Annotated in this window: 18 protein-coding genes; 12 read left to right on the forward strand and 6 right to left on the reverse strand. The window is 68.2% G+C overall.

All coding sequences use genetic code 11. The annotated features are described in order from the left end of the window. The first annotated feature begins 44 nt into the window (after positions 1–44). The 6 genes from ACWGJY_RS15370 to ACWGJY_RS15395 all read left to right on the forward strand — a co-directional run bounded on the left by ACWGJY_RS15370 (position 45) and on the right by ACWGJY_RS15395 (position 11,668). A complete protein-coding gene (locus ACWGJY_RS15370) occupies positions 45–3,647 on the forward strand; it encodes a DEAD/DEAH box helicase family protein (RefSeq protein ID WP_453261289.1) in 3,603 nt (1,200 codons plus the stop codon). Next, positions 3,644–5,083, forward strand: a complete 1,440-nt coding sequence (locus tag ACWGJY_RS15375) for a restriction endonuclease subunit S (protein ID WP_453261290.1) — start codon at positions 3,644–3,646, stop codon at positions 5,081–5,083. Before ACWGJY_RS15370 ends, ACWGJY_RS15375 begins: the two co-directional genes overlap by 4 nt. Positions 5,084–5,109: 26 nt before the next feature. After that, a complete protein-coding gene (locus tag ACWGJY_RS15380) occupies positions 5,110–6,699 on the forward strand; it encodes a type I restriction-modification system subunit M (RefSeq protein WP_453261370.1) in 1,590 nt (529 codons plus the stop codon). A gap of 424 nt (positions 6,700–7,123) precedes the next feature. Then, positions 7,124–7,855 (forward strand): hypothetical protein, encoded by a 732-nt coding sequence (locus ACWGJY_RS15385; RefSeq protein ID WP_453261291.1) that lies wholly within the window; start codon positions 7,124–7,126, stop codon positions 7,853–7,855. Between the two features lie 315 nt (positions 7,856–8,170). After that, positions 8,171–9,523: a hypothetical protein gene (locus ACWGJY_RS15390; RefSeq protein WP_453261292.1), complete on the forward strand. Its 1,353-nt coding sequence runs from the start codon at positions 8,171–8,173 to the stop codon at positions 9,521–9,523. Positions 9,524–9,604: 81 nt separating this feature from the next. Then, positions 9,605–11,668, forward strand: coding sequence for an AIPR family protein (locus tag ACWGJY_RS15395; RefSeq protein WP_453261293.1), 2,064 nt, complete (start codon positions 9,605–9,607; stop codon positions 11,666–11,668). A 753-nt stretch (positions 11,669–12,421) separates the two neighbouring features. Here the strand turns inward: ACWGJY_RS15395 and ACWGJY_RS15400 are convergent. The 3 genes from ACWGJY_RS15400 to ACWGJY_RS15410 all read right to left on the reverse strand — a co-directional run bounded on the left by ACWGJY_RS15400 (position 12,422) and on the right by ACWGJY_RS15410 (position 14,733). After that, positions 12,422–12,994 (reverse strand): carbonic anhydrase, encoded by a 573-nt coding sequence (locus ACWGJY_RS15400; RefSeq protein ID WP_453261294.1) that lies wholly within the window; start codon positions 12,992–12,994, stop codon positions 12,422–12,424. A 649-nt stretch (positions 12,995–13,643) separates the two neighbouring features. Continuing rightward, complete coding sequence (locus ACWGJY_RS15405; protein WP_453261295.1) at positions 13,644–13,799, reverse strand: hypothetical protein; 156 nt, start codon at positions 13,797–13,799, stop codon at positions 13,644–13,646. A gap of 187 nt (positions 13,800–13,986) precedes the next feature. Continuing rightward, on the reverse strand, positions 13,987–14,733 hold the full coding sequence (locus ACWGJY_RS15410; RefSeq protein WP_453261296.1) for a PIG-L deacetylase family protein: 747 nt from the start codon (positions 14,731–14,733) through the stop codon (positions 13,987–13,989). Positions 14,734–15,064: 331 nt separating this feature from the next. Here ACWGJY_RS15410 and ACWGJY_RS15415 point away from each other — a divergent pair, with 331 nt between their 5' ends. The 6 genes from ACWGJY_RS15415 to ACWGJY_RS15440 all read left to right on the forward strand — a co-directional run bounded on the left by ACWGJY_RS15415 (position 15,065) and on the right by ACWGJY_RS15440 (position 22,315). Then, entirely contained in the window at positions 15,065–15,817 is a 753-nt protein-coding gene (locus ACWGJY_RS15415; RefSeq protein WP_453261297.1) for a GntR family transcriptional regulator, read from the forward strand. Between the two features lie 246 nt (positions 15,818–16,063). Further along, positions 16,064–17,746, forward strand: coding sequence for an APC family permease (locus ACWGJY_RS15420; protein ID WP_453261298.1), 1,683 nt, complete (start codon positions 16,064–16,066; stop codon positions 17,744–17,746). A 229-nt stretch (positions 17,747–17,975) separates the two neighbouring features. Further along, positions 17,976–18,155, forward strand: a complete 180-nt coding sequence (locus tag ACWGJY_RS15425) for an SPOR domain-containing protein (protein WP_453261299.1) — start codon at positions 17,976–17,978, stop codon at positions 18,153–18,155. 51 nt (positions 18,156–18,206) lie between these two features. Then, positions 18,207–18,629 carry a (deoxy)nucleoside triphosphate pyrophosphohydrolase gene (locus tag ACWGJY_RS15430; protein WP_453261300.1) on the forward strand — a complete coding sequence of 141 codons (423 nt, stop codon included), beginning with the start codon at positions 18,207–18,209 and terminating at the stop codon, positions 18,627–18,629. A gap of 377 nt (positions 18,630–19,006) precedes the next feature. Beyond that, positions 19,007–19,468 (forward strand): ATP-binding protein, encoded by a 462-nt coding sequence (locus ACWGJY_RS15435; protein ID WP_453261371.1) that lies wholly within the window; start codon positions 19,007–19,009, stop codon positions 19,466–19,468. A gap of 171 nt (positions 19,469–19,639) precedes the next feature. Next, positions 19,640–22,315, forward strand: coding sequence for a SpoIIE family protein phosphatase (locus tag ACWGJY_RS15440; protein WP_453261372.1), 2,676 nt, complete (start codon positions 19,640–19,642; stop codon positions 22,313–22,315). A 108-nt stretch (positions 22,316–22,423) separates the two neighbouring features. On the opposite strand, the gene ACWGJY_RS15445 is transcribed toward ACWGJY_RS15440, so the two are convergent. From ACWGJY_RS15445 to ACWGJY_RS15455, 3 genes are read right to left on the reverse strand one after another with little or no spacing between them, the layout of a single operon-like run. After that, positions 22,424–23,221, reverse strand: coding sequence for a succinate dehydrogenase/fumarate reductase iron-sulfur subunit (locus ACWGJY_RS15445; RefSeq protein ID WP_453261301.1), 798 nt, complete (start codon positions 23,219–23,221; stop codon positions 22,424–22,426). Further along, positions 23,218–25,161, reverse strand: a complete 1,944-nt coding sequence (locus ACWGJY_RS15450; protein ID WP_453261302.1) for a fumarate reductase/succinate dehydrogenase flavoprotein subunit — start codon at positions 25,159–25,161, stop codon at positions 23,218–23,220. Before ACWGJY_RS15450 ends, ACWGJY_RS15445 begins: the two co-directional genes overlap by 4 nt. Positions 25,162–25,195: 34 nt before the next feature. Beyond that, the gene (locus ACWGJY_RS15455) at positions 25,196–26,023 is read right to left on the reverse strand and encodes a hypothetical protein (RefSeq protein WP_453261303.1); all 828 of its coding nucleotides are present in this window, start codon (positions 26,021–26,023) and stop codon (positions 25,196–25,198) included. Positions 26,024–26,029: the final 6 nt, after the last annotated feature.

Consider the following 26,029-nt stretch of genomic DNA (forward strand, 5'->3'; position numbering starts at 1 on the left):
CACAGGTGAGGGCCGGATGTGGCCTGGTCGAGGAGCGGCAGCGTATGAGTGGGCAGGCACGGCGTCGTGAGCAAGTCCCGGAGCAGCTGAAGACGGCGGCCCGGAAGTCTCCCAACTTCGGGCGGCTCTACGTGATGCAGCCCCTGCTCGCGATCTACGGCTCCCAGGCAGAGCAGTCGGTCTTCACCAACCCCAATGTCTCCTACGTGGCGTCCGGCCAGTTCGGAGAGGTGCTTGCCGAGGAGCTGGTCCAGCGGGCAGGGGTGCGGGTCGAAGGGACCCGTCAGGTCGACCGCCTCGCCGGGCTCCAGCGGGCCGGTCTGCTGCCGGGCCGCACCCGGGACGCCTTCGACACCCTTCGCCGGGGGCGGAACGACGCCGCGCACAACCATCTCTTTGACACCAGCAAGGCCCTCAAGGCCGTCGAACTCTGCTTCCAGCTCGGCCAGTTCTTTTCCCGTGCGATCGACGGCGTCCGCGAAATCTCTGCGTTCGTACCGCCGCGGCTGCCGAGTGACGTGGCGGCCGGGCCCGCCGAGCTCGAGGAGCTCCGCGAGGCGCTCGGCCACCACCAGCGCACCCTCGCCGAGTCCCGCACCCGCCTCGGCGAGGTCGGCGACCGCCTGGAGGCCGAGCAGCGCGGCCGGGAGGAGGCCGAGAAACTGACCGCGGCCGCCGAGCAGGCCCGCGCCGAGTCGGAAGCACTGGCCGCGAGCTATCGGGAGGAGATCGAGCGGCTCAGGAGCGAGCAGCGGAGCCGTTACAACCAGGAGCGGCTGAAGCCCCGCCCGGTCGCCGCCGCTGCCCGCGAGGCGATCGTCGCCCGTGCACAGCGGCCCGAACCGCTCAACGAGGTGCAGGCTCGTTTCCGTATCGACGAAATGCTTGCCGAGGCCGGTTGGACCGTCCAGGACAAGGACAACCTCAACCCGCTCGCCTCCCAGGGCGTCGCGGTCCGCGAGTTCACCCTGGCCACCGGCCGCGCCGACTACGTCCTCTACGTCGACGGCATGATCGTCGGCGTCATCGAGGCCAAGCGCGAGGGCATCGCCCTGGCCGGGGCCCTCGCCCAGAACGAGCGGTACGCGGCCGGTGTCCTCAAGGAGCACTCCCTGGCGGTCTGGCGCGATCAGGAACCGTTCGCCTTCCGCTACGCAACCACCGGTGCAGAGACGTTCTTCGTCAACCTCCTCGACCCGCACGCCCGTTCCCGCTCGGTTTTCGCCTTCCACCGGCCCGAGACCTTCGCTGCCTGGATGAAGCGGGCCACCGAGCGCCCGGACTCTCCCACCTTCCGTGCCGCCCTGCGCACCAGGCTCCCGGTCCTGGAGACCCACGACCTCCGCGCGGCGCAGGAGGAAGCGATCATCGGCCTTGAGCACTCCCTCGGCCAGGACAAGCCGCGCGCCTTGATCCAGATGGCCACCGGGGCGGGCAAGACCTACACCGCCGTCACTGAGGCATACCGGCTGCTCAAACATGCGGGCGCGGGCCGAATCCTCTTCCTCGTGGACCGGAACAACCTCGGCCGCCAAGCCAAGGCCGAGTTCGACAAGTACCGTGCCCCGGACGAGAACCGTAAGTTCACCGACCTGTACAACGTCGACACGCTCGGCCGGACCGGACTCCAGGAGACCTCCGCCGTAGTCGTCTCCACCATCCAGCGCATGTACTCCCTCCTCAAGGGCGAGCCACTGGAGGACACGGGCGAGGCCGAGGACCGCGAGGACGCCTCCACCCTCGACGAGAACTACATGACCGACCGCCCGGTCAGTGTCGAGTACAACGCGGACGTTCCCATCGAGTCCTTCGACGTGATCGTCATCGACGAGTGCCACCGCTCCATCTATGGCCTGTGGCGCGGCGTCCTCGACTACTTCGACGCCCACCTGGTCGGCCTCACCGCCACCCCCACCCGCCAGACCAAGGGCTTCTTCGACAACAACCTGGTCTCCGAGTACACCTACGAGCAGGCTGTCGCCGACGGCGTCAACGTCGACTTCGACGTGGTCACCATGGACACCTCGGTACGGGAAGCGGGCGGCGCGAAGATCGAGAAGGGCACCACGGTCCGTATCCGCGACCGCAAGACCCGCACCCAGCGGTACGAGGAACTGGACGAGGACTTCGCGTACACGGTCGGCCAGATCGGTCGCACGGTGATCACTGAGGACGAGATCAGGGCCGTCCTCACCGCCTACAAGAACAACTGGCAGCGCTGGTTCCCGGGCCGTGCCGAACTACCCAAGACGCTTGTCTTCGCGGCGAGCGACGACCACGCCGACGAGGTCCTGAAGCAGGTCAAGGAGGTCTTCGGACGCGGTGACGCCTTCGCCAAGAAGATCACCTACCGGTCCCGGAACAAGGGCGACGACCCTGAGCAGCTCGTCAACGACCTGCGGAACTCGCCGCTGCTCAGGGTCGCCGTCACCGTCGACATGATCGCCACGGGGACGGATGTCCGCGCCCTGGAATGCGTGATATTCCTGCGGGCCGTACGCAGCCCCGTCCTCTTCGAACAGATGAAGGGGCGCGGCTCCCGCACGATTGACGCCGACGAGCTGAAGGCGGTGACGCCGGAGGCGGCGACCGACCTCGCCAAGGACCGTTTCGTCCTGGTCGACGCGGTGGGCGTCACCGCGTCGCCGCTGGTCGACACCCGGCCGATGCTGCCGCCGGACACCGGTGCCCTCAGCACGGACAAGCTCATGGACAAGGCGGGCAGCCGCTCCCTCACCGCCGAACAGGCCGAGACGCTCGGCCGTCGCCTGGCCCGCCTGGACCGCAAGCTCACCGAGGAGGAGCGTGAGCAGATCAAGCAGGCATCGGGCGGCGTCCCACTCGGCGAGCTGGTCCGCCGGATCTCGGACGCGGTGGATGTCGACACCCAGGACCGGGCGTACCGGGAGGGCGGCGCGGACCAGGCCCGGCGCCTCGTCCAAGACGCGGTCGAGGTCCTGACCACGCACCCGGGGCTCCGCAAGCTGATCGTCGGCATCAAGCAGCAGCACGACCTGACGTACGACGCGACAACCGAGGTCGGGATACGGCTGAAGGAGATCCCGCGCGAAGAACGCGCGGAGAAGGAACTCGCCGAGTGGCGCCAGCTGTTGGACAGCCGCCGGCGCGACGAGCAGGCGGCGGAGGCGATCGCACTTCAGGTGATCCTCGGCAGCGGATCGCGGGTCCGCCCGCAGGAGGCACGGGCCCATCTTCGCGAGCTGCTCCCTACCATCAAGGCCACCAACCGGACGTGGACCCCGAAGGTCATATGGGACCACTACGACCTGCTCGGCAAGGCGTCGGAATCCCTGTCGAAATCGGCCGGCCTCGGCGACCTCATGAACCTGGCCCGCTACACGCTCGGCGCAGACGACGAACTGCGCCCGTACCGTACGGTGGTCGAGGAGCGCTTCGAGGGCTGGCTGCTGCGGCAGCGGCAAGCGGGTGCGGAGTTCACCGACGAACAGATGTGGTGGCTGACCCGCATCAAGGACGCGATCGCGGTGGACGTGGGCATGGAACGCGAGGACTTCGGCCACATTCCCTTCTCGGAGAAGGGTGGCGGGCGCGGCTTCGCGAATGCCTTCGGTGACAAGGACCGGGCGCTGGAACTGCTGGACGAGTTGAATCAGGAACTGGCTTGAGTACGTTGAGTGCAGGTGCGGGCGGGTTGCCGGAGGGGTGGGCATGGGCAGCCCTCGAAGAGACTCTGTCCTGCGAGGCGCGTGCGATCACGGATGGCCCGTTCGGGTCGAACCTGAAGTCCGCGCACTACACGGATTCAGGAGCTCGGGTTATTCGTCTTCAGAACGTGGGGGACGGGGAATTTCGCGATGAGCGCGCATATATCAGCCTTGAACACTTCGAGACACTGAGGGCGCATGAGGCGCGTGAGGGCGATCTACTACTGGCTTCGCTCGGTGAGAAGCTCCCACGCGTCGCACTGATGCCGAAGCTCGATGAGCCAGCCATCGTCAAGGCGGACGTCATCAGAGCGCGACCTCATTCCGAGATCCATGCGAAATGGCTCCTGTACGCGTTGAGAGCACCTCAGACGCAGTCCTACGCAGGAGGACTCATCAAGGGAGTCGGGCGCCCGCGGCTGGGCATGGCAGCGATGCGGCAGATCCCGATCCCCGTGCCGCCGCTCGCCGAACAGCACCGCATCGTAGAGGCCCTCGAAGAGCAACTCTCCCGGCTCGACGCGGCTAGGGAAAGTGCCGCAAGGTCACTCAAGCGCATGGATGCGCTGGGTTCCAACCTGTTGACGGCTTCGCTGAGCTCGGTCACAAAGGTTGCGAGGTTGAAGGATGTCCTCGCGTCGCCTCTGATCAACGGGCGATCGGTGAAGACTTTGACAGGTGGATTCCCGGTCCTTCGACTGACTGCGCTCAAGGATGGGCGAATTGACCTCGGAGAATTCAAGGAAGGGGCGTGGGATTCGGTTGACGCCCGGCCCTTCCTTGTCAAGAAGGATGACTTCCTGATCTCCAGAGGAAATGGTTCGATCGGTCTAGTGGGGCGAGGCGGATTGGTCGGAATTGTCGAAGAAGGGGTCGCTTTCCCGGATACGATGATTCGCGTCCGGGCTGACGCCGGGAGCATCATGCCCGAGTTCTTGTCGCTGATCTGGGGAACCCGGGTCGTTCGACGGCAGATCGAGGGGAGCGCCCGCACAACGGCCGGAATCTACAAGGTGAATCAGCAGATTCTGGAATCAATCGAGTTCCCGCTGCCCAGCCTTGAGGAACAACGTGCGATCGTTCGACGCCGTCAGGTTGAGCTCAGCCAAATGGATGCGGTGCGAACCTCTGCTGAACATGCGCTGAGACGATCTCGCTCGTTGGAACGGGCTTTGCTCCGGAAGGCCTTTACCGGCAACCTGCTCCTCCAGAACCCCGCTGACGAACCCGCCACCACCCTCCTCGCCCGCATCACCGCCGAGCGTGACGCCGCCAAACCCGCCCGCACAACCAAGCGCACCATGCGCCCTCGCAAAACGACGGCCGCCGCGACCGAGGCCCCCCCCGCCCCAACCTCCGCCCCCGTCACCTCCGTTCAGCAGGAGCTCTTCCAGTGACCGCCCCCGCCCAAGACGACGCAGTCATCCCCTCCGCCGAGGGCGTCCCGCTCACCGAGACACCCAAGTCCAAGAAGGCCGCCGCGCAGACCAACACCCTGGTCGCCAAGCTCTGGAACTACTGCAACGTCCTCCGTGACAACGGCATGTCCACCATCGAGTACGTCGAGCAGCTCTCGTACCTGCTCTTCCTGAAAATGGTCGACGAGATCGAGACCGACCCGTGGGAGGGCCGCGACCTTAGAGGCATCGTGCCGGAGGACTACAACTGGAAGTCCCTCGTCAGCAAGCGCGGAGCGGAACTCGAAGCCCACTACCCCGCCATCCTGGAGCACTTGGGCCGTAAGCCCCACACCACCATCGGCACGATCTTCGCCGACGCGCAGAACCGGATCACCAAGCCCGCGCTGCTCGAAAAGCTGGTCGTCGAGCTGATCGGTCGCGAGGAGTGGACGGTCACCGGCACCGACCTCAAGGGCGACGCTTACGAGGGGCTGCTCGCCAAGGGGGCGTCCGACACCAAGACCGGCGCCGGCCAGTACTTCACGCCGCGCGCGCTCATCGACGCGATGGTGGACGTGACCCGGCCCGGTCCGGACGACACCATCACCGACCCCGCCTGCGGCACCGGCGGGTTCCTGATCGCCGCGCACACGTACATCACCCGGCACCACATCAAGGACATGGACCTTGAGGCCCGCAAGGCGTACGACAGTGGCCGCAAGATCTGGGGCAACGAGCTGGTCACCGGTACCGCCCGCCTCGCTGCCATGAACATGCTCCTGCACGGCATCGGCAAGAGCGACGGCCCGAGCCTGATCGACGTCGGCGACGCGCTTGCAGAGAAGCCGAGCGGCCGGCACGCCTCACTCGTCCTCGCCAACCCGCCCTTCGGGCGCAAGTCCGCAATCACCGTGATCGGCCAGGACGGCGACCTGGAGAAGGAGGATGCCCAGTACGACCGCGACGACTTCACCGCCACCACGACCAACAAGCAGCTCAACTTCCTCCAGCACATCATGTCGCTGACCGCCGTGAACGGCCGGGCGGCCGTCGTCCTGCCGGACAACGTACTCTTCGAGGGCGGCGCAGGCGAGAAGGTCCGACGCAAGCTGCTCGACGAGTTCGACCTGCACACGATCCTGCGCCTGCCCACCGGCATCTTCTATGCGGGCGGCGTCAAGGCCAACGTCCTCTTTTTCGACAAGAAGCCCCCGCGCGCCGACGGCAAACCGCACACCACCGTCACCTGGGTCTACGACTTCCGCACCGGCCAGCACTTCACCATGAAGCAGCGCCCGCTGACCCGCCCTCATCTTGACGACTTCGTCGCCAAGTACAAGGCGGGCGAGCCGATTTCCGCCCGGGTCGCCGATGAGGACGACAACGGCCCCTGGAAGCCATACACGTACGAGGAGTTGACGGCGCGCGACAAGGTCAACCTCGACATCACGTGGATGAAGGACCCGGCCCTGGAGAACGCGGACAGCGACCTGGAGCCGGAGGTCATCGCCGAGGAGATCGTGCGCGATCTTCAGTCCGCCCTCGCCGAGTTCACAGCCATCGCGAAGTCCCTGGGCGCGGATGTGGACGTAACGGAGGCGGAAGAGGCCTGACGACGGCCGAAGGTTCGTTGTCACGGCGCCGAAGAGCTGCAATGCGAAGTGCCTCCGTCTCGACGAGGCGCTGGCCCGATGATGCCGCAGCCGCGACAGCCACAACGGCGGACACCCATCGGCAAACCCCGCTACATCCCCTACGACAGCGCCGATGGCAAATCCTGCTACGTCGTCTACGGCTCCGGCGGTGGACTGGCCCCACGTCTGATCGGCCATCACACGCTTCTGCAACTGGCCATGGTTGCTCGCCCGCCGTCACGGAATCCTGCGGCAATAGAGTGAAGGGCCGAACCGATCAGATCGAGCCACAAACCGACCGTGATCCTTGAAGCCGCTTGACTGATACCTCTGCGGTACAGGGAACATCAGGAGTTCACGTTCCAAAGTTCCCCGTCCTACCACGCGCCGCACAGAGGTATGCATGGCCATCGCACGTCCTCAGACCCGTCAGTTCGAGTCGTTCGTCACGAACCTGTCGTACGCACGCCAGATGGTACGAGCCGGGCAGGCGCTGGAGGTGCTCAGCCCCAAGGGCATCGATACCGGCGATTTCTACCGAGCCGCCTGGGTGCAGTCCATCGCTGCCCTCGAACACTGGGTGCAGGAAGAGGTGTTGCGCCGGGTCGCCGAGGAAGCTGCCAAGGACGACCCGGACATGCCGCGGAAGCTCCGTGACTACCCGTTGCCGCTGCACTACCTGGAGAGGGTGCAGCGGGGCGAATCGACCACCGCCGAGGTGGTCGCGGAGCGGGTGCGCCAGGACATCGCCCGCCAGACCTTGCAGAACCCTGATGCCATCGCGAAGGTGATGTCGCTCGTCACCGACGTCAAGGTGTGGCGGGTGGCGGCGAAGTGGGTCAACCGGTGGAGTCAGTACCGCACTTCATACGACGAGAAGCGGCTGCGCGGTCAGTACATCCTGCTGCTCCGCCGGCGCAACCAGATCGCACATGACGCGGATCTGATCGACGGCGACCTGAAGCAGCGCCGCCAGATCGGCGAGGCTGATGTCACGGACGCCCTCAACTGGATCGAGCGGATTGCACTCGCGCTTGCCTATGCGCTGGAGGGGGACGTGTCCAAGACGTCAGGGCATCCGGCTTCGACCGCGGCTTCGGAAGCGCCAGATGGAGATCAGTTGCACATCGACTGAGTGTTCGTCATCGAGCCCTGCGAACTCGTCCTCGGGTCCTTGTGAACCCTCCGGATTAGGCTTTGGCCATGCGACCGCCTCTTGAGAACGTTCTGCGTGATGCGCTCGTACAGGAAGGCCCAAGAACAAGCCCCCCCCGAGCGGTGCCTGTTGTTCGTGGCGTGCACACGGGTGCGGGATGGGCTGTATGTTTTTGGCGGGGCACCCCAGCAGCTTTCTCAGGGGGGGGCCGGCTTTAGGGCGGAAGCTGAAGCTGGTGCGCTACCATCCGCCTGAGCCTGGCTCGGTGTGGTGGCAGGTGGTTCGGGGGAGTAGATGACATTCGCACAATCAAGGCGGGTAGACCTTCCGTCTCCGGCGAGATCGCCGCGGCTGGCGATTCTGCGCCCTGACAACGACTTGCTCGGTCTGCTCGATGCCGATCACGCCAAGGAAAGGTCCTACTCCCAACCCTGCCGTGCCTGGCCTGAGGTGAAGTCACACCTCGCGATCCTGCTTGCTCCTGCCGGCCAGCAGGGTGATGGAGGTGGCGGGGAGCACCCTGAGCGCATCTGGGGGCTGGGAATCGTGCGCCCTGCTCATGAGACCGACCGCGACCGGAAGGTCGTCGTCACCCGTGCGCGAAGCTTTCGAGGCATTGTTCCTGTCTCAGGGCTCTGGTGCACTGGTGGCGAGCAAGACTCCAGCCTCTCCAAATCGTTACCGGAAAGTGGTCCTGTCACAGTCGACGCCGACACCATATTCGCCAATCTGCGGCGGATTTCCCCTGATGTCGAGGCCGAAGTTCGGAGGCTGATGCCTCTGCTCGACGAAGCCGAAGGATGGAGTGAGGGCGAACTACGATGGCGTGATGAGCGCGACGCTCTGCTGCTCTTCGCCAAGATCGCCGGGTTGGCCCCGAATGACTTCTCGGAGGTACACCTTTGGGACCAGACAGCCGCCCACGGAGCTTTTATCAGCGGGCTAACAGGGACTGCAGTTCAGCCGACGCTTGACGACATCCGTGGCTGGGTAGGGGCGAGGTTCAGCGGCATCGGTGAGACCGTCGTCCGAACGTTTGCAAGTGGCGGAGGTATCCGAAGCTATGACTTTGAGGTCACGTCGATAACCGATCGGCGGGTGGCGGATGGTCGGGAGGGCTCCCTCGACGCCTACTACTGTCACGTCGAGACCCAGACGCTCGTCGTACTACGTTACGTGCGTCCCGACCCGAACGGACTCTTTTCGTCTGACGCCCGGCACAGGCTGGATGAGTTCCACAGTCGTGTTCGTCGCCTCCCGAGACGCGCTCGGGAGAGTGCTGACGATTACAGCTTGCTGGAAGACCCTCTCTTTCTCCGCATTCATGAGCCGGTGCCATTCACCGTGGCTCTGCACCGTACGAGTTCCGGTGCGATTTACCCCTACGACCAAGTCACCGCTGCAATCTCGGCCGCCGGGGAGACCAGTCTCCCCGGCCCACCCGTGGGCGCGCTCACCCGCCACCTGGTGCCGACCGACTTCGCCCGACTGGTGCGCGACGGTTGGCTCGGCGCGCGACGTGTACCCCTCGAGGTGGCCATGGGCTGGGTGGAAGCCACGATCGACACGGCTGGTGTTGCCTTGGTCGTCGTGGACTTCAGTCTCCGGCAGCGTGGCAACGGGTCGGGTATCAAGACGCAGGTCTAGGCGATCAAGAAGACACCACCAGTGGGAAGGCGACCATCAATGGCCACCTCAGGCGCGGACATACCTCGCCAGGTAACGCAGGTGCGCGAGCAGCTGCACGAGACATTTGACGGGGTGATAGATGACAGCGATATTGCCCACTTCCGTGGGGGCAATTACGAACAGCGCTTCCTCTCCCGTGCCCTCGCAGCCCTGGCGGTACGACGCGTGGCCAAGTGCAGCGTGGCCGAGGCAGCCCGGTTCGTGACGGACGGCATCGCGGATCAAGGAATGGATGCCATCGCCCCCCTGCCGGAGAGTGGTCAGGCTCTGCTGGTCCAAGCGAAGTGGAGCGATAAGGGCACGGCTACGTTCGATGTGGATGCGGCCAAGGCGATGGTGGATGGTCTCAACCGGATCGAAAACGAGTTGTACGACCAGTTCAACCAACGTGCGGGCGCCCTGGCCCTGGAGGCCAGGCCGCTTATCGTCAACGAGAGAGCCATTCTGGTCATCGCGCTGATGGGTACCGTGGAGCCCTCTCCGCCCGCATGCGAGGTTCTCGACAATGCCCTCGAGGAGTTCAACAAGCACGGCGCCCGATTGAGCGTCGAGGTGCTGTACGCCGCGGACTTCCACGATCAGATTCATGCGGACCTTCGGCCGGAGCCGATCCGCCTAGGTGTACGTCTTGACGACTGGTACCAGCAAAAAGGACCGCTCGAGGCGTATCAGGGCACGGTCTCCGCCGAGAGCGTCGCTGAGTGGTACGAGACGCACGGTACCGGTCTGTTCGAGCAGAATCTCCGCGCTCCGCTCGGGACCACCGTCACCAATGCGGAGATTGGTCAGACTCTTACGTCCGATCCCACCAGATTCTGGCACTTGAACAACGGCATCACCATGATCTGCGACTCGCTTACGGCGAAGCACGACAGCGCCAAGGCACCGCAGAGCAGGCCGACCACTCTCACCGTGACAGGGGCGAGCATCGTCAACGGTGCTCAGACGGTACGGGCAGTCGCCAGAGCCATGCATGATGACGGTGAGGCTGCGGCCCATGCCGCTCTGAGTATCAAGGTCATCAATACATATGAGGACCGGAAGTTCGGCGTCCAGGTCTCGCAGGCAGCGAATCGGCAGAACGCCATTGAACAGCGCGATCACATCGCGCTCGAACCCGTACACCAGGCGATCAAGGCCAACCTGCGCGCCGAGCTGCGCAAGCAGTACGTGATCAAGAGGGGTGAGCCGGTCGCTGCACCCGAGACCGGTTGTTCATTGGACGAACTTGCCCTCGCCCTTGCCTGCCTGCATCCGGATGCAGAACAGGCCGCCCGGGCTGCCAGCTCCACGGAGAATCTTTGGGAGCAAGGTTCCAAGGGCAGCCACACCGTGCTGTTCAAACGCGAACCCTCCCCGCAGAAGGTGTGGCGCTCTGTACTCACGCTGCGCGCGGCAAGGAGCGCAGTCTACGAGCTGGGCAGTGGGGGGAACAGCCGCGAGGCTGCGACCACGGAGCATGGGAGCTTTCTCGTAACCCACTTGATTTTCCAGCATCTCGGCGCCTCGAGTATTGATGACCCCGACTTCGACTGGGACAGCGAGGTGCTGGAGAAGATTCCTGCTTTGGTGCCGGAACTGGTCCGTCGGCTGACCCATCAGATCGTGACCGGTTACGGGCCGCGTCCCCAAATCAGGACTGCTTTCCAGACCGCGGAGACATGTACGGAACTCGCGAAGCGTGTCCTCGGCGATCTGGCCGATGGCGTCGCCGTTCCCGAACCTCCCACGAAGGAGCGCAAGCCGCGTCGCCCGAACACCGTGCCGCTCCTGGTCGACCGGCGTGTCATCAAGGATGGAGCCCCCCTCCGGTACGAAGCCCTGAACGAGCCCGAGCGTGACGCCATGGAAGAGTGGCTTGTTGAAGACGAAAGGCGACGCCAGGCGACCTGGGTTAATCACCGGACCAAGCCGATCTTGTGGGCGTACGACGAGCAGCAGTACTCGCCGTCCGGTCTGGTGTCGAAGATGTGGGCGGATGCCGACTGGGACGAGCGGCCCGTGGCCAATCAGGGAACGGCTCGCTGGTATCAGTCGGAGGGCCTGAGCCTGTGGGATCTGGCTCAGCGCATCCACGGCGAAGAGGCAGAGGATGAGGTCTGACGGCCGGTGCACTGCGCCAGTAGGAGGTCAGTAGGGGGAGGCCCCTCCGGACTGCGCAGGCGGCTGAGGGGGTCCCCTGCACTTCCCCTGGAGCGACGTCAGGATGCGGGGTTCCCGCAGCAGTGGAATGGATTCGGGATCGCACAGGGTGGCACGGCCTCGCCGGTATGTGGGCCAGGTGGTGAGAGCCCGGGGCGGACAGCACCGCCGCGATCCCGCTCCGGATGACCATGGTCGCCTCCGAGATCGCAAACGACGGCACACTCATGCAGCCGTACCCCCGTCACCTGCTTCCGCTGTTGTGTAGCGTTGGCGGTCCTGAGCGCAGTTGTACTTTGTCGTAAATCCCATGCTGGGATGGTGCTGGGATGACTTAGCATTTCCGCAGGTCAGACGGGTTGTGGTGGAGTTCCACGTGTGAACGGTGCGATCCGCATGTGAGGCCGTCCGGCACGTGAGGACGTCCGGCGTGTGTGCAGGCCGGACGGGGCCGGGCTCAGGCGAGCCCGGCCCCGTCCGTGTTCCGTGGTTCCGTCGTTCCGTGCCGGTGTGGCGTCGGCCCGCCGTTGCCGGGGAGCGCCTCCGGGGCGCCTCCGGGGCGGCTTCGTCCGTGCACGATGGTCTGGCCACGCAAGTCCGTTTGTGCGCATCGGCCTGACCGCGCATGTCCGTTTGTGCTGGGCGCGGCCTGACCACGGGTGTCCGTCTCGTACGGGTGTCCGTCTCGTATGGGTGGCCGTCTCGTCCGGGCGGTCAGGACGGTGCGCCGGCCAGGACTTCCACCTTGCCGGTGTCGAGTGAGTAGTAGGCGCCGACCACGGCGAGGGTGCCCTTTTTCACGAGTGGTGCCAGGTCCCGGTTGGAGCGCAGGTCGGCCGCGGTCAGTGTGACCTGGGCGCGGGCCATGGTGTCGACCGGGTCGGCACCGCCGCCTTTGCGGACTGTCTGCTCGTATGCCGGCCGCAGTGCCCTGGCGATCGCCTCCAGGTTGCCGGGCAGTGGTTTGCCGTCCCTGAGCGACTTGTACGCCGCCTCGACGGCGCCGCAACGCTGGTGCCCCAGGACCACGATGAGCGGCGTGCCGCTGGTCATGGGCCCGTACTCCACGGAACCCGTGACCACCGGGCCGACCGCCTCACCGCCCGTGCGCATGACATAGAGGTCACCCAGCCCGGTGTCGAAGAGGAGCTCGGGCGGCACCCGGGAGTCGATGCACGAGAGGACCGATCCGAAGGGTTGCTGCTTCTGGGCCACGAACTGGCGCCGGTCCGGGTCCCGGTCGGGATGCTGGAGGTTTCCGCTCACCCAGCGCTCGTTGCCGTCCATCAGCCGTGTGAAGGCGGCTGCGGGCGTGGTCGGCCGTGGTGGTGGAGTCGGCTGCCCCTGTGGCGAAGCCGGCCGCCCTTGCGGTGAGGCGCCGGCCGGCAACGGGTCGGTGCTTGTCGATGAGCACGCCGTAAGTGCCGCCGTGGCGACGAATAGTCCGCCGGCGAGCAGCGCCCTGCGATCCGGCTGTCCCGCTCCGTCCATCGGTCGTTCCCCTCAGTCAGCTGAGACGCGTGCGTACGTCCTGGCCAGGGCGATTGTTCAGCGCGGAGGGGGAGTTCGACGGTAGGCGCCAGCGGACGTGGCCCGCTGTGCCACCGACGGCCCACAGAACCGGCCCGGTCGGCGGTGCCCCGGCCCGTGCTGCCCCGGCCCGTGCTGCCCCGGGTGTGCACCGGACTCCCGGCGTGGCGTCGAAAGATAGGTATAAGGCAGGAGTGGGAAAAAGTAGGCAAAGGTGGGTGAAGGTAGGTGAAAGGTCGAGGGTGCGGGCCAATGAGGGGTGTGGCCGGTGGTGGCACGGGGGACTTCGCGCGGGCTCTCCGGGTGCCGGGAGGGGCGGGGCCTGCGGGGCCGGGGCTCCCCGGGTGGAGTCCGGGCTCCGGCCCCCAGGGTCGGACGGCCGATTGGCGGGCGTCCGGCTGTCGCGTCAGGGCCACACAGTGGTCACCGTGCCGGATCCGTGCGCCCCGGCGACGCTCTCTTTCCAGGGCTCGGTCCACGGGTCGGATGTGCCGGCGGCGTCGGCGGTGCCCGCGGTGGCGCCGAGCGTGAGCGCGGCGCCGACGGCCGCGGTGGCGGCCATGAGCTTGCGTATGACGCAACGTCCCTTCGTCGTGGTGGTGTTGCGTTGACGGCACGAGGTTAGGGAAGGGGCATACCGCCGCGATATCGACGGATGGGACCGCGGAGCCCGAGGTCGCGCGGGGCAGCCGACGTACGCCACCCGGCGACCCCGGGGTGCCGGGAATTGCCCTCCTTGCGGACCCGCCTCAGCGGGGAAAGAGCTGGAAGAGCGTGGCCGGGTGGCCCCGGTAGCGTTCGCCGCCGGTGCGCAGCATCTGCTCGATGAAGGTGCGGGCGTAGTCGCGCGGGTCCTGTCCGGCGCCGCGCAGGCCCTTGATGTACGCGCCGTGGGCTGCCAGCGAGGCGACCGCACGGTCGATGCCGGGGCCGACCTCGGCGGCGTGCGTGGGGTGCGGGGAGCCCGCCACGGCCACCCAGCGGACGCCGTTCCAGGGCGCCAGGCCCTTCGCCCCGAGCTCGGGGAAGATCCAGCGGTTGCCCGCGTCGCCCGCCGCGTCCAGGACGGCACGGCCGACCACCCGGTGGTCCGGGCTGTTCCAGTGGCCGCCGCCCCAGGTGTCGTGGTGGTTGAGGGTGAGCAGGAGCTCGGGGCGGTGGCGCCGGACGGCCGCGGACAGGTCGCGGCGCAGCGGCCGGCCGGGCTCGATGATGCCGTCGTGATGGTGGTCGAGGAATTCGACGGTGTGCACACCGACCAGCGCGGCGCCGGCCCGTTGCTCGGTCTCGCGGACCACGGCGGACTCCGCCGGCGCGAGCCCGTCGATACCGGCCTCACCGTGGGTGACCAGGAGGTAGCTGACCTCGCGCCCCGCGGCGGTCCATTCGGCGATGGCGGCCGCGGCGCCGTATTCGAGGTCGTCGGGGTGGGCGACGACAGCGAGCGCCCGCTGCCAGTCCCTGGGCATGGGGGAGAGATGGGGTTCGGCGGGCATGGGATCCCTTCCTTCCCGTCCTGATTCCGCGTCCCGTGTGGTGGGCGCCGGGCGCCGGGTGCCGCCTTCCGTCAGCTGAGCGGCGTTTCGGGCGCCGTCTTCGAACGTGGTCCCGTTTCGATCGTGACATGTATGGGGGGCGGCTACCGGGTGGAAGGAAAGGGTGGGGTGGCGCGGGGTGGGGTGGCGAGGGGCTCCGGTGCCGGTTCCCGGCCTTTTACACGGGCTGAGCTGGGTTTCATCACATCAGGTGAATATCTGGCCCAAGCTTGCGGTCGGCAACGCGCGGTTGCCACGCTGTTGCTGACTGTCAAGCTGTTGGGAGGGGCATGTGCCTTTCGGTGAGCAGCCCGCGTACCTCCGCGTCGCCGGCGACCTGCGCCAGAAGATCGTCAGCGGGGTGCTTCCGCCGCACACCCGCCTGCCGTCCCAGGCGCGCATCCGCGAGGAATACGGGGTCTCGGACACCGTCGCCCTGGAGGCGCGCAAGGTCCTGATGGCCGAGGGGCTGGTCGAGGGCCGCTCGGGGTCGGGCACCTATGTGCGCGAGCAGCCCGTGCCGCGCCGTATCGCCCGCGTCGGCTTCCATGCGGCAGGCGGCTGTACGCCGTTCCGGCAGGAGCAGACGGACGAGCGGGTGCGGGGCACCTGGGAGTCCAGCAGCGAGCAGGAGGCGGCGGGTTCGGCGGTCGCGGCCCGGCTGCGCATCCCGCAGGGCGCCAAGGTGATGCGGACGCGCTACGTCTTCCGGGCGGAGGGCGAGCCGTCGATGCTCTCGACGTCCTGGGAGCCCCTGGAGGTGACGGGGCGGACGCCGGTGATGCTTCCGGAGGAGGGGCCGTTGGCGGGCCGCGGGGTGGTCGAGCGGATGGCGGCCATCGATGTGGTGGTGGACAACGTCGTCGAGGAGGTCGGGTCGCGGCCGTCGCTGGCGGAGGAGGCCATGACGCTGGGCGGAGTGCCCGGACATGCGGCGCTGGTCGTTTCGCGTACGTACTACGCGGGCGGCAGGCCGGTCGAGACGGCCGATGTCGTCACCCTCGCGGACCGCTACCGGGTCGCCTACCACCTGCCGGTGAAGTAGTCGCAGCCCTCTCCCTTTCCCTCCTGTGCGCGTGCGCGAGACGCCCTGAGTTCGGCCTTGGTTCTCAGCCACGTGTCCGATTTGCTCGGTTTCATCCTGGAAAATTGGCTGGAATCTTGTGTTGGATAACTCACAGACCCTCAACTGGGCGGCTTTTTTTACCAGCTGTGGGAAGCCGGAGCCCCGAATCGCTCTTACGATGGCGAAGTTTGTGCACGGCACGGGGGAAGACCAGGAGACCAGCACGTGACCACAACGAAGACCCCGAGCGCGGAGCAGGGCTCGCACTCGAATTACCGCCGGTCCCTCGGGACCATCGCCCTGACCGCCACGGGTCTCGGGTCCATCATCGGCTCCGGCTGGCTCTTCGGGGCCGAACGCGCCGCGGCCATTGCCGGCCCGGCCGCGATCCTCGCCTGGATCATCGGTGCGCTCGTCGCTCTCACGATCGCGCTCACCTATACCGAACTCGGCTCGATGTTCCCGAAGGCCGGCGGCATGGTCCGCTACGGCCAGTACTCCCACGGCTCGCTCGCCGGCTACCTCGCGGCCTGGGCGAACTGGATCGCGATCGTCTCGGTCATCCCGGGTGAGGCCACCGCCTCCGTCCAGTACATGAGCTCCTGGAGCTTCGGCTGGGCGCATGCGCTCTACGACGGCACGGAGCTGACCGGCACCGGCGTCGGGCTCGCCAGCGTCCTGCTGATCTTCTACTTCTTCCTCAACTGGTTCGCGATCTCGCTGTTCGCGAAGACCAACACGGCCATCACGGTCTTCAAGGTCGTCGTCCCGGTGCTGACGGCGAGTGCGCTGATGCTGGCGCACTTCGACACCCGCAACATCGTCCACCACGGCGGCTTCACGCCCAACGGCTGGAGCTCCGTCTTCACCGCCGTCGCCGTCTCCGGCATCGTCTGGGCCTACAACGGCTTCCAGTCCCCGCTGAACATGGCCGGCGAGGCCCGTAACCCCGGCAAGTCGCTCCCCAAGGCCGTCATCTGGTCGATCGTGATCGCGCTGGTCATCTATGTGGCACTCCAGGTCGCGTACCTGATGGCGGTGCCGGGTGACAAGCTGACCGCCGGCGGCGGCTGGGCCTCGCTCGGCTTCAACTCGCCGCTCGCCGACCTCGCGGTGGCCTGGGGCCTGAACTGGCTGGCGCTGCTGCTGTACGCGGACGCCTTCGTCTCGCCGTCCGGTACGGGCATGATCTACGCCGCCACCACCTCGCGCATGATCCACGGCGTGCAGGAGAACGGCCATCTGCCCGGAATCTTCGGCAAGGTGGACAAGAAGACCGGTGTGCCGCGCCCGGCGCTGCTGCTCAACCTCGCGATCGCCTTCCTGTTCCTCGCGGTCTTCCGCGGCTGGGGATCGCTCGCCGAGATCGTCTCGGTCGCCACGGTCATCTCGTACATCACCGGTCCGGTCGCCGTGATGTCGCTGCGCCGGCTCTCGCCGGACCTCACCCGCCCGGTCAAGCTGCGGGCGATGCCGGTCATCGCGCCGATCGCGATGGTCTTCGGTTCGCTGGTGCTGTACTGGGGCCGCTGGCCGCTGACCGGCAAGGTCATCCTGATCATGGCCGTCGGGCTGCCGGTCTGGGCCTGGTACGAGATCGGCAAGCCGCTGACCCAGGGCCGCAAGCCGTGGGCCGGTCTGCGTCCGCACCTCAAGGCCGGTGCCTGGATGGTGGCGTATCTGCTGGTCATGGCCGCTGTCTCGTACCTGGGCGGCAAGGACTTCGGCGGCAAGGGCTATCTGCCGGAGGGCTGGGACATCGTCCTGGTCGCCCTGATCGGCCTCGCCTTCTACTACTGGGGCGTGCGCAGTTCCTGGCGCAACCCGTCGCTGGTCGAGGTCGAGGCCGAGCTCCAGGAGGCGGAGAAGGCCGAGGCCGAAGAGGCCAAGGCGCCCGTCGGGGCCTGAGCCGCCCGCACCACCCGTACACCGCCCGAGCTCCTCGGGTCCACCGGCCACTCGCAGGCCGCTTCCGGTACGCCGGGGCCCGCGGGTGGCCGGTTCGGTATCTCTTTGTGTAAATCCATCTCCGGTGAGTAAAGGTCGGGCGTAGGCTCGGGCATATGCGGATTGCGATTTCGGCATCAGCAGACCAGGGGCGTGCGACGGCGCGCAACATGGCGGACGGAGAGGTGCAATGACCGACGGTGGAGCCGTGCTCCCCTGGCTCGTCATCCGCCAGGACGAAGGCGGCAACCGGTATCGGGTGGGCCGCTATGCCACCCGGGCGGAGGCCGAGCGGGTGGCCGACCGGCTTGAAACGCGCGGCCACCAGCAGCTCTATGTGGTCGAGAAGGCCGACCGGGCGGCGACCTGAGGAGCGGCGGGCGGGGAGCGGGACAAAGACGGGGGACGTAGGCTGCCGCGCATGACGACCGTGCGCGTAGTGGTGGGCGGAGCGGTGTGTGAGCGCGGGCGGCTGCTGGCCGCACGGCGCAGCGCACCGCCCGCTCTGGCCGGCCGCTGGGAGCTGCCCGGCGGCAAGGTGGAGGACGGCGAGACACCCGTGCAGGCGCTGGAGCGGGAGCTGCGCGAGGAGCTGGGTGTCGAGGCCGCGGTCCTGGAGCGGATTCCGGGCGAATGGGTGCTGCGGCCCGGCTATGTCCTGCAGGTGTGGACGGCCCGGCTGGTGTCCGGGGTGCCGCGGCCCCTGCAGGATCACGATGAGCTGCGCTGGCTGCTGCCCGGCGAGGAGTCCCAGGTCGACTGGCTGGACCAGGACCGCCCGGCGGTCGCCGAGGCGATGCGCCGGCTGGCGTCGACGGCCGGGGCGGCGGGCGTGCGGCCGTAGAGCCCGTAGGGCCGTCGGCCGTCATGCGGGAGAGCCGAGCGTGCGGCCGGAGCGTACGCGGCAGCACTGCCCCGTACGCGGCCCGCACTGCCCCGTACGCGGCCCGCACTGCCCCGTACGCGGCCCGCACCGCCCCGTACGCGGCCCGCGCCGGGGTGTGCGGCTCCCCGGTCCGCGCGACCGCTCCCGCCGACCCGCACGGGGCTCTTTGGCGCGCCTCCCCGGCCGCCGCTTCGGCTGCCCTGCCCCAGTGCGCCGATATGTTTCATTTGTGCCACAGTGCACCGTTGCAGGCGGTACTGAGGCCTGGATATCGGGTATGCCCTGATTGACCCCCTCGTTGCAGACAGGACGACGGGATGCCATCGGGCTGGGATGTGATCGGCGTGAGCGACAGCGCAGCGGCAGGGGCCCCGGAGTCGGGTCCCGGGAACGTCCGCAGGCGCGCCAAGGTCTCCGGCTCACCCACTGCCGAATGGAGCTTTCCGGCCGACCCCGGTGCGGTGCGCACGGCCCGCACGGCAGTGCGGCAGGTGCTGGACGACTGGGGGCTGAACGGCGCCGCCGATATGGCCGTACTACTCGTGAGCGAGCTCGTCACCAACTCCCTGCGGCACGCCAGCGGGCCGATCGGGGTCCGCATGGTGCTGTTGCAAACCGACGGGCTGCTCGTCGAGGTCTCCGATCCGCTGCCCGACCCGCCACAGGAGCGCGACGCCGCTCCCGACGACGAGGGAGGCCGTGGATTGCAGCTGGTCGCATGCAGTTCGCGGCGCTGGGGGACCCGTCGCGGAAAGAGTGGCAAGACAGTGTGGTTCGAGCTGTCGGTGGCTGGTTAGGAGACAGGTGGGGTACTGATCGTTGCCAATTCATCGACATCCTGTGGGTGGGCTGCGATCGAGACTGTGCTGTGATCGTGAAGACCGTGTTCCGGATAGCCGAGGTGCTGGATACTCAGGCTGGTCCGGTCCGGGCACGATGAGCTGGAGGGGACGGGGCTCGTGAGCGAGATGTCATCTGGCGGGGCAGAACCCGCACAGGCCGATGGTCAGGGCGGTGCGGACGGCTCCGGTGAACCAGCTGGCCTTCCGCGCGCGCGCGAGCTGCAAGGCCCGCCGATATGGCAGAGCAGCCGGCCCGGGTCGATCTACGACTACATCCGCGTGGCTTCCTTCTCGCTCGGCCCCGACGGGCGGATCGACCAGTGGAGCGAGCGGGCGGAGCACATGCTCGGCATCCCCGCGCGCTACGCCCTCGGCAAGGACCCCGTGGAGGCCTTCGTCCCCCGTGAGCTGCGGGCGACCGGGCGCCGCAAGGTGTCCGAGATACTCGACGGCCGGGAGTGGACCGGCCTGGTGCCCTACCGCAGGGAAGAGGGCGCGGACGCCGACGGGCTCGCCGAGATCTATGTGATGCCCTCGCGCGACGAGAACGGCGAGCGGGCCGCGGTCTGTCTCGTGGTCGACGTCCGGGCGCTGCGCGGCATCGAGACCGACCTCGCCGCCTCACAGGCCGTTTTCGGTCAATCTCCCATGGGCTTCACCCTGTTCGGTACGGATCTGAAGCTGCTGCGGGTCAACGAACGGTTCGCCACGGTCTTCGGCGGCCCGGCGGGCAAGTACCGCGGCTGCGGCCCGCAGGACTTCCTGCCGCGCTCCGAGGCCGAGCGGATGACCGCCGCGCTGCGGCGCGTCCTGGAGACCGGCGAGCCGGTCACCGAAATGCAGTTGGTCGGCATGGCGCCCGGCGAGGAGGACCGCCGCCGCTGGTCGGTGTCGCTCTACCGGCTGCACGGCGCCAGCGGCCGCCCGATCGGCGTCGCGGCGCTGGCCGCCGATGTGACCGGCCGCCGGCGGGCGGAGCGCGAGGCCGCCAGCGCCCGCCGCAACCTCGCCCTGCTCAATGAAGCCGGCGCCCGGATAGGCAACTCCCTCGATCTGGAGACCACCGCCCGCACCCTCCTGGACGTCGCGGTACCGCAGTTCTGCGACCTGGCCTCGGTGGACCTCTACCAGGGCCTGCTGTCGGGCGACGAGGCCCGGCCCGGGATGAGCGACGGCAGCGCGGAGCTGCGCCGGGTCGCCTTCGCCAGTGCCGTGTCGGACGCCCCGCTCGCCACCGCACCCGGTGTCCCCGGCGACGCGTCGGGCCCGGTCGCGGTCGGCGCCGTCCACCGCTACCCCTTCAACTCCCCCTGTGCGGGCGCCCTGCGGACCGCCCACGCCCAGATCATCCCGGGCCGGGACAGCGACGAGGGGCCGGAGCTGGGCGCGGTGGTGCACTCCACCCTCGCCGTCCCGATGGTCGCCAGGGACACCGTCGTCGGACTGGTGCAGTTCTCCCGTACGAAGGGCAGCGAGCCGTTCGGGGAGCGGGACACCGCCCTCGCCGTCGAACTGGCCGCGCGCGCCGCGGTCTGTATCGACAACGCCCGCCTCTACCGCCGTGAGCACGAGCGCGCACTGATACTGCAGCGCAGCCTGCTGCCGCCCGGTGACCCCGAGGCCGCCGGTCTGGACATCGCCTGCCGCTATCTGCCCGGCACCACCGCCACCGAGGTCGGCGGCGACTGGTTCGACGTCATCGAGCTACCGGGCCACCGCACCGCGCTGGTCGTCGGCGATGTCATGGGGCGCGGGCTGCGCGCCGCCGTGGCCATGGGGGAACTGCGCACCGCCGTGCGGACGTTGGCGCTGCTGGACCTGGAGCCGGCCGAGGTGCTCTCGGCCCTCGACGAGATCGCCCGGGGGCTCGGCGGTGACGGCGACGGCCGGTCGTCCACCGCGCGCTCGGCCCGCAGCCGGTCCGGGGCCGCCGACGCCGCGGGGGAGCCGCGCCGCTCCGCCCGTACCGCCGATCTCTCCGAGGTCTACCTCGCCACCTGCGTCTACGCCGTCTACGACCCGGTCAACCGGCGCTGTACGTTCGCCAACGCCGGGCATCTGCCGCCCGTGGTGGTGGAGGACGGCGAGGACGCGCTGCTGCTCGACGTACCGCCGGGGATGCCGCTGGGCGTCGGCGGCGAACCGTTCGAGGAGATCGAGGTCGAGCTGCCGGACGGGGCGCTGCTGGCGCTGTACACCGACGGCCTGGTCGAGTCCCGGCACCATCCGCTGGAGGAGGGCTTGCAGGCGTTCCGGACGGCCCTCTCGCACGCCGACCGCCCGCTGGAGGACGCCTGCGACCAGGTCCTGAGCGCCATGGACACCTCGCACGGCGAGGACGACATCGCGCTGCTGATGGCACGGGTGCACGGGCTGCCCAAGGACGCGGTGGGCGACTGGGGTCTGGCGCCGGAGGCCCGTTCGGTGGCCCGCGCCCGTGAGCTGGCCCGTGACCAGCTGACGGACTGGGGCCTGCAGGAGCTGGTCGACACCACGGAGCTGCTGGTCAGCGAGCTGGTGACCAATGCGCTGCGGCACGGCCACGGCGAGATCCGGCTGCGGCTGCTGCTGGACCGCACCCTGGTCTGCGAGGTCTGGGACGCCGATCTCGCCCAGCCGCGCCGCCGCCGCGCCCGGGACACCGACGAGGGCGGCCGCGGACTGCAGCTGGTCGGGCTGCTGAGCCAGGGGTGGGGCAGCCGCCGCACCCCGCGCGGCAAGACCGTGTGGTTCGAACTCGAACTGCCGGACGGGGAGTCGGCGGCGGTGGACCCGGCGGAAGCGCTGCTGAGTCTGTTCTGAGGAGGGGGCCGGCTGCGGGCTGCGGGGTGCCCGCACCCCGCAGCCCGCCCCGCCCGGTCATTCGCCCCGCCCGGTCATTCGCCCCGCCCGGTCATTCGCCCCGCCCGGTCATTCGCTACGGCGCCGGATCTTGTTCCCGAGCCACACCAGCGGGTCGTACTTACGGTCCGCGGCGCGCTCCTTCAGCGGGATCAGCGCATTGTCGGTGATCTTGATGTGCTCGGGGCAGACCTCGGTGCAGCACTTGGTGATGTTGCAGTAGCCGAGTCCGTGCTCGTCCTGTGCGGTGGCCTTGCGGTCGAGACCGGACTCCGGTGCCGCGTCCAGCGGGTGCATATCGAGTTCGGCGATCCGCATCAGGAAGCGGGGACCGGCGAAGGCGGCCTTGTTCTCCTCGTGGTCGCGGACGACATGGCAGGTGTCCTGGCACAGGAAGCACTCGATGCACTTACGGAACTCCTGTGACCGGCCCACGTCCTCCTGCTGCATGCGGTACTCACCGGGGCCCAGTTCCGGGGGCGGCACGAACGCCGGGATCTCACGGGCCTTGGTGTAATTGAAGGACACATCGGTGACCAGGTCGCGGATCACCGGGAAGGCCCGCATGGGCGTGACCGTGATCGTCTCCGTACGCTCGAAGACCGACATCCGGGTCATGCACATGAGCCGCGGCCGGCCATTGATCTCCGCGCTGCACGAACCGCACTTGCCCGCCTTGCAGTTCCAGCGCACGGCGAGATCGGGGGCCTGGGTCGCCTGGAGGCGGTGGATGATGTCGAGCACCACCTCGCCGTCGTGCACCTCGACCGTGAAGTCCTCCAGGCCCCCGGCGCCGGTGTCGCCCCGCCACACCCGGAAGTGCGCCTGGTAGACGCCGGACTGCTGCTCTTCCTGCGACACGCTCACCGGCTCAGCTCCTCGTCGGTCAGATACTTCGCCAGCTCGTCCTTCTCGAAGAGTTCCAGGAGGTCGCGGCGGATCGGCGGGGTCTCGCGGCGGGAGAGCCGGATCTGGCCCAGCGCCGCGTCGGCGGCCCGTGCATCGCCCTGCGGATCGGCGAGTTCACAGACCAGATTGATGTTGCGCCAGGTGCGGTCCATCGCCGGATGATCGTCGCGGGTGTGTCCGCCCCGGCTCTCCTCGCGCTCCAGCGCCGCCCGTGCCACACACTCGCTGACCAGCAGCATGTTCCGCAGATCGATGGCCAGATGCCAGCCCGGGTTGTACTGCCGGTGCCCCTCGACGCCCGCCCGCCGGGCCCGGACCCGCAGATCGGCCAGCCGTTTCAGGGCCTCGAACATTTCGCTTTCCTTGCGGATGATGCCGACCAGGTCGTTCATCGACTGCTGGAGCTCCTGGTGCAGGGTGTACGGATTCTCCGCCGGGCCCGGCTCGCGGCCGGTCTCCGCCTCGATGACCTCGGCGCTGAAGGGGCGCAGTGCCTCCGCCTCCGCCGCGTCGATCTGCAGCGGGTCGGGGGTGGGCCGTTCGGTCAGCGATGCCGCGTACTCGGCCGCGTGCAGGCCCGCCCGGCGGCCGAAGACCAGCAGGTCGGACAGCGAGTTGCCGCCCAGCCGGTTGGAGCCGTGCATCCCGCCGGCCACCTCACCGGCCGCGAACAGGCCCGGCACGCCGGCCGCCGCCGCGGTGTCCGGGTCCACGTCCACCCCGCCCATCACGTAGTGACAGGTCGGGCCGACCTCCATCGGCTCGGCGGTGATGTCCACATCCGCCAGCTCCTTGAACTGGTGGTGCATCGACGGCAGCCGGCGCTTGATCACCTCGGCCGGCATCCGGGTGGAGACATCCAGATAGACACCGCCGTGCGGGGAGCCGCGGCCCGCCTTGACCTCGGCGTTGATGGCGCGCGCCACCTCGTCGCGGGGCAGCAGTTCGGGCGGGCGGCGGTTGCTGTCCGGGTCCTCGTACCAGCGGTCGCCCTCGTCCTCGGTCTGGGCGTACTTCTCCTTGAAGACGTCCGGGATGTAGTCGAACATGAAGCGCTTGCCCTCGCTGTTGCGCAGCACCCCGCCGTCACCGCGGACGGACTCGGTCACGAGGATGCCCTTCACCGACGGCGGCCAGACCATGCCGGTGGGGTGGAACTGCACGAACTCCATGTTGATCAGCGGCGCCCCGGCCAGCAGCGCCAGCGCATGCCCGTCGCCGGTGTACTCCCAGGAGTTCGAGGTCACCTTGAAGGACTTGCCGATGCCGCCGGTGGCCAGCACCACCGCCGGGGCCTGGAGAACGAAGAAGCGGCCGGACTCCCGCTCGTAGCAGAAGGCGCCGGAGACCTTGCCGTCCGTCTTGAGGACCCGGGTGACCGTGCACTCCTGGAAGACCTTCAACCGGGCGTCGTACACGCCGGATTCCTTCTCGTCCTCCTGCTGCAGCGAGACGATCTTCTGCTGGAGGGTGCGGATCAGCTCCAGGCCCGTACGGTCGCCGACGTGCGCGAGGCGCGGATACTCATGGCCGCCGAAGTTGCGCTGGGAGATCCGGCCGTCCGCGGTGCGGTCGAAGAGCGCGCCCCAGGTCTCCAGCTCCCACACCCGGTCCGGGGCCTCGCGGGCGTGCAGCTCGGCCATCCGCCACTGGTTGAGGAACTTCCCGCCGCGCATGGTGTCGCGGAAGTGGACCTGCCAGTTGTCGTGCTCGTTGGCGTTGCCCATGCTGGCGGCGATGCCGCCCTCGGCCATCACCGTATGGGCCTTGCCGAACAGGGACTTGCAGATCACGGCCGTCCGCATGCCGGCCTCGCGGGCCTCGATGGCAGCGCGCAGTCCGGCGCCGCCGGCGCCCACCACGACCACGTCCCATGCCTGCCGGTCCACATGCGCCATCAGAGGGCACACCTTTCCTTAGGAGATGCTGTCGTCAGAAGAAACGCGGGTCCGTGACGGCCCCGCCGGCCAGCAGGAAGACATAGAAGTCCGCGACGGCCACGCTGATCAGCGAGGACCACGCGAGCAGCATGTGCCGCTCGTTGAGCTTGCCGACCCAGCCCCACAGCCGGTAGCGCACCGGATGTTTGGAGAAGTGCCGCACCCGGCCGCCGATGATGTGCCGGCAGGAGTGGCAGGAGAGGGTGTACGCCCAGATCAGCACGATGTTGACGAGGAAGAGCAGGGTGCCCAGGCCCATATGGCCCCAGGCGTAGTGCTCGTCGCGGAAGGTGAGCGCCGTGTCGTAGGTCAGCACACCCGCCACCAGCACCGCGAAGTAGAAGAAGTAGCGGTGGATGTTCTGCAGGATCAGCGGGAAGCGGGTCTCACCGGTGTACTTCTTGTGCGGCTCGGCGACCGCGCAGGCCGGCGGCGAGGCCCAGAAGCCACGGTAATAGGCCTTGCGGTAGTAGTAGCAGGTCAGCCGGAAGCCCAGCGGGAAGATCAGGATGAGCAGCGCCGGGGACAGGCCCCACCAGCTGCCGAAGATCTCCCAGTTGGGGCCGCCGCGCATGGTGCGGCAGTTCTCCGCCAGGCAGGGCGAGTAGAACGGCGACACATAGGGCGCGTGGTAGTAGTCGGCGTTCGAGAACGCCCGCCAGGTCGAGTAGACGATGAACGCGAACAGCCCGGCGGCGGTGCCGGCCGGCGCCAGCCACCAGCGGTCGGTGCGCAGATGGCGGGCGGGGATGGCGGCGCGCGAGGTGGTGTGCACGCCGGTCGCGGTGGCTGGTGAGGAGGGTTCGGTGCCAGTGGCCAACGTCGG

The sequence above is a fragment of the Streptomyces sp. NPDC054765 genome (assembly GCF_053612065.1).

Bases quoted from the DNA above. Each gene is read 5' to 3' on its own strand.
- ACWGJY_RS15425 (WP_453261299.1), top strand. From the start codon at position 17,976: ATGACCGACGGTGGAGCCGTGCTCCCCTGGCTCGTCATCCGCCAGGAC.
- ACWGJY_RS15440 (WP_453261372.1), top strand. From the start codon at position 19,640: ATGTCATCTGGCGGGGCAGAACCCGCACAGGCCGATGGTCAGGGCGGT.
- ACWGJY_RS15390 (WP_453261292.1), top strand. From the start codon at position 8,171: ATGACATTCGCACAATCAAGGCGGGTAGACCTTCCGTCTCCGGCGAGA.
- ACWGJY_RS15430 (WP_453261300.1), top strand. From the start codon at position 18,207: ATGACGACCGTGCGCGTAGTGGTGGGCGGAGCGGTGTGTGAGCGCGGG.
- ACWGJY_RS15450 (WP_453261302.1), bottom strand. From the start codon at position 25,161: ATGGCGCATGTGGACCGGCAGGCATGGGACGTGGTCGTGGTGGGCGCC.
- ACWGJY_RS15405 (WP_453261295.1), bottom strand. From the start codon at position 13,799: ATGGCCGCCACCGCGGCCGTCGGCGCCGCGCTCACGCTCGGCGCCACC.
- ACWGJY_RS15370 (WP_453261289.1), top strand. From the start codon at position 45: ATGAGTGGGCAGGCACGGCGTCGTGAGCAAGTCCCGGAGCAGCTGAAG.
- ACWGJY_RS15410 (WP_453261296.1), bottom strand. From the start codon at position 14,733: ATGCCCGCCGAACCCCATCTCTCCCCCATGCCCAGGGACTGGCAGCGG.
- ACWGJY_RS15385 (WP_453261291.1), top strand. From the start codon at position 7,124: ATGGCCATCGCACGTCCTCAGACCCGTCAGTTCGAGTCGTTCGTCACG.
- ACWGJY_RS15400 (WP_453261294.1), bottom strand. From the start codon at position 12,994: ATGGACGGCAACGAGCGCTGGGTGAGCGGAAACCTCCAGCATCCCGAC.